This is a genomic window from Micromonospora sp. M51, assembly GCF_018070305.1.
Classification (GTDB): domain Bacteria; phylum Actinomycetota; class Actinomycetes; order Mycobacteriales; family Micromonosporaceae; genus Micromonospora; species Micromonospora parva.
The window spans coordinates 1-9,201 of record NZ_JAGPXZ010000179.1; the positions used below are offsets into that span (position 1 = coordinate 1).

8 protein-coding genes are annotated in these 9,201 nt (G+C 72.5%); 6 read left to right on the top strand and 2 right to left on the bottom strand.

Annotated elements, in window-relative coordinates:
• From KBX53_RS12505 to KBX53_RS12515, 3 genes are all read left to right on the top strand, one after another.
• The coding region (locus KBX53_RS12505) for a DUF5715 family protein (RefSeq protein ID WP_247675511.1) at window positions 1–842 on the top strand (842 nt) is incomplete at its 5' end.
• A gap of 4 nt (window positions 843–846) precedes the next feature.
• The gene (locus tag KBX53_RS12510) at window positions 847–2,436 is read left to right on the top strand and encodes an asparagine synthetase B (RefSeq protein WP_030338063.1); all 1,590 of its coding nucleotides are present in this window, start codon (window positions 847–849) and stop codon (window positions 2,434–2,436) included.
• A gap of 61 nt (window positions 2,437–2,497) precedes the next feature.
• The gene (locus KBX53_RS12515; protein WP_210859280.1) at window positions 2,498–3,325 is read left to right on the top strand and encodes a MerR family transcriptional regulator; all 828 of its coding nucleotides are present in this window, start codon (window positions 2,498–2,500) and stop codon (window positions 3,323–3,325) included.
• Between the two features lie 40 nt (window positions 3,326–3,365).
• Here the strand turns inward: KBX53_RS12515 and KBX53_RS12520 are convergent, their stop codons facing one another.
• Entirely contained in the window at window positions 3,366–4,592 is a 1,227-nt protein-coding gene (locus KBX53_RS12520) for an SLC13 family permease (protein WP_210859282.1), read from the bottom strand.
• A 271-nt stretch (window positions 4,593–4,863) separates the two neighbouring features.
• Complete coding sequence (locus KBX53_RS12525) at window positions 4,864–6,309, bottom strand: LVIVD repeat-containing protein (RefSeq protein ID WP_210859284.1); 1,446 nt, start codon at window positions 6,307–6,309, stop codon at window positions 4,864–4,866.
• Window positions 6,310–6,447: 138 nt separating this feature from the next.
• Between KBX53_RS12525 and KBX53_RS12530 the strand changes: the two genes are divergently transcribed.
• The 3 genes from KBX53_RS12530 to KBX53_RS12540 all read left to right on the top strand — a co-directional run bounded on the left by KBX53_RS12530 (window position 6,448) and on the right by KBX53_RS12540 (window position 9,115).
• The gene (locus KBX53_RS12530) at window positions 6,448–7,155 is read left to right on the top strand and encodes a DUF305 domain-containing protein (protein WP_210859286.1); all 708 of its coding nucleotides are present in this window, start codon (window positions 6,448–6,450) and stop codon (window positions 7,153–7,155) included.
• A 74-nt stretch (window positions 7,156–7,229) separates the two neighbouring features.
• Window positions 7,230–8,453 (top strand): histidine kinase, encoded by a 1,224-nt coding sequence (locus tag KBX53_RS12535; RefSeq protein ID WP_210859288.1) that lies wholly within the window; start codon window positions 7,230–7,232, stop codon window positions 8,451–8,453.
• Entirely contained in the window at window positions 8,450–9,115 is a 666-nt protein-coding gene (locus tag KBX53_RS12540) for a response regulator transcription factor (protein ID WP_210859290.1), read from the top strand. Before KBX53_RS12535 ends, KBX53_RS12540 begins: the two co-directional genes overlap by 4 nt.
• Window positions 9,116–9,201: the final 86 nt, after the last annotated feature.

A 9,201-nucleotide genomic window follows, 5' to 3' on the forward strand; every position in this document is an offset into this window, starting at 1 on the left:
CTTACCGGGCCGCCGTCGCCGAGCTGCTGGTCGAGGTCGGCGCCCTGGCGGACGCGGCGAGCACCCGGGCCCGGCAGGTGCTCATCGACGCGCGGCTGCGGGAGCCGGCGCTCGCCGCGGTCCTCGATGGCACCCCGCAGGGGCTGATCGGCGCGCGCGAGACCCTGCTGCTGGAGATGGCCCGCTACCAGCCGAACGACCGCACCTCGGCCGGTGACCTCAGCGCCCTGGTCCGGATCTACCTGCTCTCCCGCATCGACGTGCTGTGGTGGCAGGACGCGCCGACCTTCGTCACCGACGACCAGGTCAACGGCAGCGCCGAACTGGTCGACCTGGAGTGGCTGCGCCGCCGTGACCTGCTGCGCTTCCGCTACCAGGAACAGCCCGCCACGATGCTGGGCCGGGCCGCGCGCGGGCTGCGGCGCCGACTGCTACCCGACGCCACCCCGCACACCGCGGGGCTGCTGTTCCGCCGCGCCCGCCGCGAGGTGGTGGCGCTGCTCAACGACATCGCCCGGGAGTTCGCCGCCGTCGCGCCGCCGGCCACCCCGCCGCTCTGGGTGACCAGCCTGGTCCGCAGCGCCGAGCACCAGTACCGGTTGCGCCGCCTGGGCTACGCGGCGATGTTGCCCAGCGGGCACTGCCTCGGCTACTCGGTCGACGTCGAGCTCGCCTGGTTCGAGCGTTTCGGCGCGCGGGACACCCTGGCGCAGCTGCTGCTGAGCCGACAGGAGGCCGGTGAGCTGAACGTGATCGACGAGGGGCAGGCCTGGCACCTGTGTCTCGCGCCCACCGCCCGGCGTCGGCTACGCCGGGCGTACGAGGCCGAGATGGGGGTCTGAGCCGGTGTGCGGCATCGCGTTGAGCATCGGCCCCGAGGCCGACCCGGCGACCTTCCGGCGGATGCTCGCCGCCCTGGCCCCACGCGGTGAGGTCACCGAGACCCGGTCGGAGAACGGTCTGCTCGCCGGCACCCGTCGACTGCGGGTCGTCGACCGGGACCGGGCGGTGCAACCGTGGACCTCGACCGACGAACGATGGCTGCTCTGCTTCAACGGCGAGATCTTCAACTACCGGGAGTTACGGGCGCAGCTGACCCGCCTGGGGCAGGCCTTCCGCACCGAAAGCGACACCGAGGTGCTGCTCGCCGCGTTCCAGCAGTGGGGCGAGGCGGCGGTGACCCGGCTGCGCGGCGAGTACGCCTTCGCGGTCGTCGAACGGGCCACCGGTCGGGCGTACCTGGCCCGCGACCCGCTCGGCGTCAAGCCGCTGTACTGGTCCCGTCGGCCCGGCTGCCTGCACATCGCCTCCGAGGTCAAGGCGCTCGTCGGGCACGGCGCCCCGATCGCCGAGGTGCCGCCCGGGCACCACGGCTGGGCCGAGGCGGACGGGCACGTGCGCCTGAGCCCGTACGTCGACCTGCTCACCATCGGCGACGGCCTGCCGATCATCGACGACCCGGACGAGGCCGCGCTGCTGGTCCGCGCTGCGCTGAGCGACGCCATCCGGATGCGGGTGGAGACCGACCTGACCGTCGGGGTGGTGCTCTCCGGTGGCCTGGACAGCTCGTTGACCCTGCGGCAGGTGCGGGACATCCACCCGGACTGTGTCGCGGTGACCGTCGGCGTGGCGGACAGCCCCGACGTGGCGTACGCCCGGCGGCTCGCCGCCGACCTCGACGTGCCGCACGTGGTGGTCGAGCTGCGCCCGCGCGACATCCGGCTCGCCGACGTCCGCGAGGCCATCCGGATCTCCGAACTGACCGAGTACGGCGACATCATCAACGCGGTCGTCTCGGTGCCGATCTTCCGGCGGCTGCGCGACCTGGGCATCAAGGTGGTGTTGACCGGTGACGGCTCCGACGAGCTGTTCGGCGGGTACCCGATGTACCACCAGGTCGCCCCGGCGGCGGCCCGCAGGCTGTTCCTGCACCGCATCCGCAACCTGTGCCGCACCGAGTTGCAGCGGGTCGACCGGGCCGCCATGGGACACGGCGTGGAGGCACGGGTGCCGTTCCTCGACCTCAGCGTGGTGGAGCTGGCGATGCGGTTGCCGGTGGATCTGAAGCTGCGCCACGGCCAGGAGAAGTGGATCGTCCGGCGGGCGTTCGGCGACGTGCTGCCCGACTATATCCTCCGCCGTCCGAAGAACCCGATGTCGTACTCGTCCGGGTTGCACGAGCGGGTCCGGCTGTACAAGCCGCTCTTCGCCCGGCTGCACCGCTCGTTCGGCTACGACCTGCAGGAGCCGGTCCGGCGGGACTTCGACACCGTGCTGAGCCGCTGTGGCAACGACCTGGACCGGGCCATCGCCGACGGGCTCAGCCGACCCGACTACACGGTCCTGGAGCACGCCCGCGACCTGGTCGGCGCGGCCAAGTGGAACGCCGCGCCGATGGTCCGCCGGCTGGTCGGCCCGCGCCCGGCCCGCCCCTGACGGGCGCCCCGCACGCCACGCTTGACTCTGACACGGTGTCAGGGACGAGTGTGAGGGGGCCATGTTCACCATCGGAGACTTCGCCAGACTCGGCCGGGTGTCGGTGCGGATGCTGCGCCACTACGACAGCATCGGCCTGCTGCGCCCCGCCAGCGTCGACCCGCACAGCGGTTACCGCTTCTACCGGGCCGACCAGCTGCGTCGACTCAACCGGGTGATCGCCCTCAAGGAGCTGGGCCTCACCCTGGAACAGGTGCGCGCTATCGTCGACGACGCCGTCGACGTGGCCGAGCTGCGGGGCATGCTGCGGCTGCGCAGGAGCCAGCTGGCGGAGCAGTTGGCCGCCGACACGGCCCGGTTGGCGGCCGTGGAGGCGAGGCTCCGAATGATCGAGTCGGAGGGTCGGATGACCACCCAGGACGTCGTACTCAAGGAGATCGCACCGGTCCGCGTCGCGGAGCTGACCGCCGTCGCGGCCAGTTACCAGGGCGAGGACATCGGACCGGTGATCCAACCGCTCTACCCCGAGCTGTTCCGGCGGTTGTCGGCGGCCGGCGTCAACCCGAGCGGGCCCGCCGTCGCCTGGTACGAGCCCGCCGACGCGGGCGGCGACGCCGTCGTCGTGCACGCCGGGGTGCTCGTCGACGCCGAGCCGGCTGCGGCTCCCGACGTCACGGTGCGCGACCTGCCGGCGCTGCACAGCGCGGCGACCATCATCCACCACGGTGCGATGGCCGACGCCGAGCCGAGCATGCAGGCGCTCGCCCGGTGGATCGAGGAGAACGGTTACCGCACCGACGGTTTCGCCCGGGAGGTCTACCTGGACTACTGCGCGGACACCCCGGAGAAGGGCGTCACCGAGCTTCAGCTCGCCGTGTACCGCGACTGAGCCGGCCGCCGCGCACCGGATCGCCCCGCCGACCGGGCGCTCAGCTCACCAGCAGCAGCGCGCCGACCGCGCCGAGCGTGCCGGTGACCGCGAGCAGCGTGCTGGTCAGCACGAACCGGGTCACCGGCACCGTGACCCGGGCCGCCCGGCACCGCTCGAACCACAGCAGGGTCGCCAGCGACGCCCAGGGTGCGGCCAGCGGGCCGACGTTGGTGCCGATCAGCAGGGCCAGCAGCCGGGTCGCGTCGCCGCCCGGCAGCACCGACTCGCCGGCCAGGTAGGCCGGCAGGTTGTTCAGCGCGTTGGCGAGCAGCGCTCCGGTGCCGCCGGCGCGCAGCGCGCCGAGCGCACCACCGTCGGCCCCGAGCAGGGTGCCCACCAGGTCGTCCAGCCCGTGCCGGCCGAGGGTCTGCACCACCAGGAACAGGCCGGTGACGAAGAGCAGGAGGCGCACCGGCACCAGCCCCGGACGCAGCGTGGCGGGGGAGCGGACGACGAACCCGACCAGCACCAGCGCCAGCGCGACGGTGGAGGCGAGACCGATCTCCACGCCGGCGAGGATCCCGCCGATGAAGAGCAGACAACCGGCGAGGGCGGTGCGGTGCAGCACCGGGTCCGCCGGCACGTGCGCGGCCGGCGGGACGAAGCGCCCCCCGGTCGGTTGGTCCCGCCGCCACCAGGTGAACCAGAGCAGCGCCATCGTGACCGCCACCGCCACCAGCTGAGGCAGCGCCATGCGGGTCGCGTACGTCAGGGGCGCCAGCCCGACCCGGTCGGCGGCCAGCAGGTTGGTCAGGTTGGACACCGGCAACAGCAGACTGGCGGTGTTCGCCAGCCAGACCGTGGTGACCGCGAGCGGGCCGGCGGGCACGCGCAGGGTGCGCGCCAGCGCGAGCAGGACCGGGGTGAGCAGCACGGCGGTGGTGTCGAGGTTGAGCACGAGGGTGGTCAGTGTCGCCAGGCCGCCGCAGAGCAGGAACAGCGCCGCCCACCTCCCCCGGGAGGCGATGGCCAGTCGGCTGGCCAGCACGTCGAACACACCGGCCACGGCGGTCAGCTCGGCGAGCACGATGACGGTGCCGAGGAAGAGCAGCAGCGGCAGGATCCGGTGCAGCGTGGCGGTGGTCTCCGCGCGGGGCAGCAGCCCGCTCAGCGCGCAGGCCGCGCCGACCACGGCGAGGACGACCGCCACCAGGTCCAGCGGGTGGGGTCGCCAGCGGGTGGTCGGCTCGGGTGTGGCGGGCGGTGCGACGGCGGCAAGCTTCACGTCTGACCACGTTGACACGGTGGCTGGTCTGCCGCCCGCGCTGGAACTGTCAGGGTGACCAGGCCCACCAGCGCGTGACCGGCGACCGGAGCAGCGCGGTCGACCAGTCGCGGCGCTGCGGCGCGGGGAACCCGACAGACCGGCCCGGGATGGGAGACAACCGACGATAGGCCCCACCGCGTCCGATAGATAGCGTGACCGGCGAATTCCGCCCGAACAGGGCCGGGCCCGGCCCCCGATCGGGGGCCGGGCCCGGCTGCGGGCTCGGTGCCTACCAGCCCAGGTAGCTGGGCTGGGTCTGCACGTTGAGCTCCTGGTAGCGGGTCAGCTTGGCCGTCCAGGTGCGCCAGTCGTTCAGCTCCAGGACGTCCAGGCCCTTGACCATGTCGTTGGAGTAGATGTGGCCGTTGTAGTAGTACGCGGACCAGGTGCCACCGCCGACAGGCCGGTCTGCCGAGAGCGGGCCGCGCTCCCAGAAGGCGATCTCCTTCGGGTTGGCCGAGTCGGTGAAGTCCCAGACCGAGATGCCGCCCTGGTACCACGCCTGGACCATGATGTCCTTACCGAGCACCGGGATCAGCGAGCCGTTGTGCGCCACGCAGTTCTCGGTGTCGGCGTTCGCCCGGGGGATCTTGTAGTAGCTGCGGAAGGTCATCTTCCGGGCGTTGCCGCGGCCGCTGATGTCGTAGATGGCGTCCGCGCCCCGGTTCGGGCCGACAGCCTCGTTGCAGGTCGCCGCGCCGCCGCCACCCAGCTCGTCGGTGAAGATCACCTTGGTGCCGGCGTTGTTGAAGGTGGCCGAGTGCCAGAACGCGAAGTTGACCTCGTCCCGCACCCGGTTGATGACCCGGGGCGCTTCCCGGTTCTTGATGTCGAGCAGGATGCCGTCACCCATGCACGCGCCGGCGGCCAGGTCCTTGGCCGGGTAGACGGTGATGTCGTGGCAGCCGGTGGTCGCCGAGCCGGTCTCACTGCCCGGGAAACCGCCGTCCGGGAAGAGGTTCGGGGCCGCGATCACCGCGGCGTCCGTCGTCTTCTTCAGCGGCACCTTGATGATGGAGATGGAGTCGTGCGGGGGCTGGCAGTCCGGGAACTCGGCCCGCGGGCTGTACGACGAGACGTACAGGTAGACCGTCTTGTTGTTCTTGCCCGGCACCAGGGTGTGGGTGTGTGAGCCGCAGGCCGTCTCGACGGACTTGATGTAGCGCGGGTTGGCCTTGTCCTTGATGTCGAAGACCTTGATGCCCTCCCACGAGCCCTTCACGTCCGCCCCCTGCGCGGTGCTGTTGCAGGAGTCGTCGCTGCGGGACGAGTCGGTGGAGAGGAAGAGCAGGTCACCGTGGACGGAGATGTCGTTCTGCGACCCCGGGCAGAGCACCCGGGCCTTGACCGTCGGGGCGCTGGGCCGCGAGATGTCGTAGATGACGAAGCCGTTGTAGTTGCCGGCGAACGCGTACTTGCCCTGGAAGGCGATGTCGCTGTTGGTCGCGTCCAGTGGGGCGACCTTGGGCACGTTGGCGATCTGGCGCAGGTTGGGGCTGCTCACGATCTCGTCGACGCCGGGGATCGTGTTGGTGAGCGCGGGGGCTGGGGCCGCCTGCGGCACCGTCTGGGCGTTGCTCGCCGGGGCGACGAGAGCGCTGGCGACGAGGAGGCCGGTCGTGGCGAGCGCCACGATGCGCAGTTGTCGTAACCGTGGCTTGTGGAGTCTGATCATCGGCGGGGCCCTTCGCAAGGGGGAGACGATGGCTGACACGTTACCGCTCGACGAAGAACGTCGATGTGAGCTGGATCACATGAAAGTGGGTTCTTCAATGGATAGCATCGCGGTGACCTCGACTGCAGGGAGTGGCCCATGACCAACCGGCGCGCACGCACCCTGGCGATCGTCACACTCGCTGTCGCGTTGCCGCTGGTGGCGTTCATGATGATCCGCCTCGACGGCGACACCGGCACGCGGGCCGCGCAGCCGGTCTCCGCGCCCGCCCCCGCAACCGCGTCGCCGACGGTCAGCCCGGTCCCCACCGACCTGACCGTCATCGCGCCTGGCCGCCCGGGCGAGACGGCGGCCACCCGGCCGGCGCACGAGGTCCGCGACGTCGGCCCCGCCCCGCACAACTCGCTGGACGTCTGGTTCGTCCGGATGATGATCCCGCACCACGCGCAGGCCCTGGCGATGGCGGAGCTCGCCCCCGACCGGGCCGCCGACCCCGACGTGCGGGCCATCGCCGAGCGCATCCGGGCCAGCCAGGGCCCGGAGATGGGCATGATGCGCGGCTGGTTGCAGACCCGCGGCCTCCCCGCGGAGGTCCAGGGGCACGACCACGGCACCATGCGCGGCATGCAGTCACCCGAGGCGATGGCGCAGCTCGCCGCGACCCGTGGCCAGGACTTCGACAAGCTCTTCGTCCAGATGATGACCGAGCATCACCAGGGCGCCATCGAGATGGCCACCAACCTGCTCACCGTCGGCTCCGACCTGACGCTCAACGAGTTCGCCAACGCCGTCGCCACCGAGCAGACCGTCGAGATCGACCGCATGCGCGAGATCCTCGGCTCCTGAGCCCGGGCGCGCGGGGCGCGAGGGGCCCGGGCGCGCGGGGGGGCGAGGGCCGCCCGTCCCGGCACGTACGCTGGGTGACCGTGAGACGCACAGTGCTCGGCCGCCCGCTGCGCGGCGTCGCCTTCGACGTGGCCGTCGCCGCCCTGGTGGTGCTCGTCTCGCTGGCCGCGGCGGTGAACCAGCCGGGCGGTTGGGCGGCCACGGCGGTCGGCGTGGGCATGGCGGTGGCGCTGCTGTTCCGCCGCACCCACCCGGGCGTGGTGACGGTGGCCGTCGCGGCGCTCGCCCTCATCCAGGTGGTCGCCCGGTGGGGTCCGCTCATCTACGACGTGGCCGTCCTGATCGCGCTCTACAGCGTGGTGAAGTACGGGCGGCGGCTACGCGACGGCGTGCTGGCCGGCGCGGTCGCGGCCGTCGGGGTGCTGCTGGCCGCCGCACAGACCCCCAACGTCATCCAGTGGTGGGTGACCGCGCTGTGGTACGCGCTGGTCACCGGCGCGGTGTGGTTGGTAGCGCTGAACGTGCGGACCCGCCGGCTCTACGTGCTCAGCCTGGAGGAGCGGGCCGCGACCCTGGAACGCGAACGGGAGGCCGAGTCCCGGGCGGCGGTCGCCGAGGAGCGCACCCGGATCGCCCGTGAGCTGCACGACGTCGTCGCGCACAGCATGGCCGTGATGATCGTCCAGGCGGACGGCGCCCGGTTCATGCTCGACAGCGACCCCGCCCAGGCGCGTACCGCGGTGAAGGTGGTGGCGGACACCGGCCGGCAGGCCCTCGAGGAGATGCGCCGGCTGGTCGGGGTCCTGCGCGACGCCGGCCCGACCGGCGGGGAGGCCGACGCGGCCGGGCTGGCGGTGGCGGCCGACCCGGAGCACCGGCGTCTCGCCCTGGCGGAGCTGCCCGACCTGCTGGCCCGGTTCGTCGACGCCGGCCTGCACGTCCGCAGCACCGCCACCGGTACGCCACCGTCCCTGCCGCCGGGCCTGGAGCTGACCGTCTACCGGGTGGTGCAGGAGGCGCTGACCAACGCGCTCAAGCACGCCGGGGTCGGCGCCAGCGTCGAGGTCGTCCTGTCGTACACCGTCGAAGCCGTCGTGGTCCGGGTGGTCGACGACGGTCGCGGCCGCCCGCTGGTCAGCCCGGCGCCGCCCGGCGGTCACGGCCTGCTCGGCATGCGGGAGCGGGTGACGGTGTACGACGGCAGCCTCACCGCCGGCCCCCGACCGACCGGGGGCTGGCAGGTCGAGGTTCGGCTGCCGCTACCGTCGGAGCCGGCAACGGAGGTGATCGCGGCATGACGGTCCGGGTAGTGATCGTGGACGACCAGGCGCTGGTCCGCGCCGGGTTCCGGATGGTGCTGGACTCCCAGCCCGACCTTGAGGTCGTCGGGGAGGCGATCGACGGCGCGGACGCCCTGCGGGTGCTCGCCCGCACCGAGGCCGACGTCGTCGTGATGGACATTCGGATGCCCACCATGGACGGGGTGGAGGCGACCCGGCGACTCTGCGCCGAGCGGCCCGCGGACGGGCCCCGGGTGCTGGTGCTGACCACCTTCGACACCGAGGCGGACGCGTTCGCCGCCCTACAGGCCGGGGCGAGTGGATTCCTGCTCAAGAACGTCCCGCCGGAGGAGCTGCTGGCGGCCATCCGGGTGGTGGCCCAGGGCGACTCGGTGGTGGCTCCGTCGATCACCCGGCGTCTGCTGGACCGGTTCGCCGGGCAGCTCGGCGCCGCCCCGAGCGGCGACCCTCGGCTCGCCCAGCTCACCGAACGGGAACGGGAGGTGCTGCTGCTGGTCGCCCAGGGGCTGTCCAACGCGGAGATCGCCGCCCGGGTGCACGTCGCCGAGGCGACGGTGAAGACCCACGTCGGGCGGATCCTGGCCAAGCTCCAGCTGCGCGACCGGGTCCAGGCGGTGGTCCTGGCGTACGAGAGTGGGCTGGTCACGCCCGGCGGATGACACCGCGTACGACCTGGGTCGTAGCGGGCGGCGGGCGCACCGCGACCCCTGGCGCAGGCAGGTCGAGCGCGCAGGTGGAGATCGAT

Excerpts from the sequence above, each read along its gene's own strand:
- KBX53_RS12530 (WP_210859286.1), top strand. The coding sequence starts at position 6,448 with ATGACCAACCGGCGCGCACGCACCCTGGCGATCGTCACACTCGCTGTC.
- KBX53_RS12515 (WP_210859280.1), top strand. The coding sequence starts at position 2,498 with ATGTTCACCATCGGAGACTTCGCCAGACTCGGCCGGGTGTCGGTGCGG.
- KBX53_RS12525 (WP_210859284.1), bottom strand. The coding sequence starts at position 6,309 with ATGATCAGACTCCACAAGCCACGGTTACGACAACTGCGCATCGTGGCG.
- KBX53_RS12540 (WP_210859290.1), top strand. The coding sequence starts at position 8,450 with ATGACGGTCCGGGTAGTGATCGTGGACGACCAGGCGCTGGTCCGCGCC.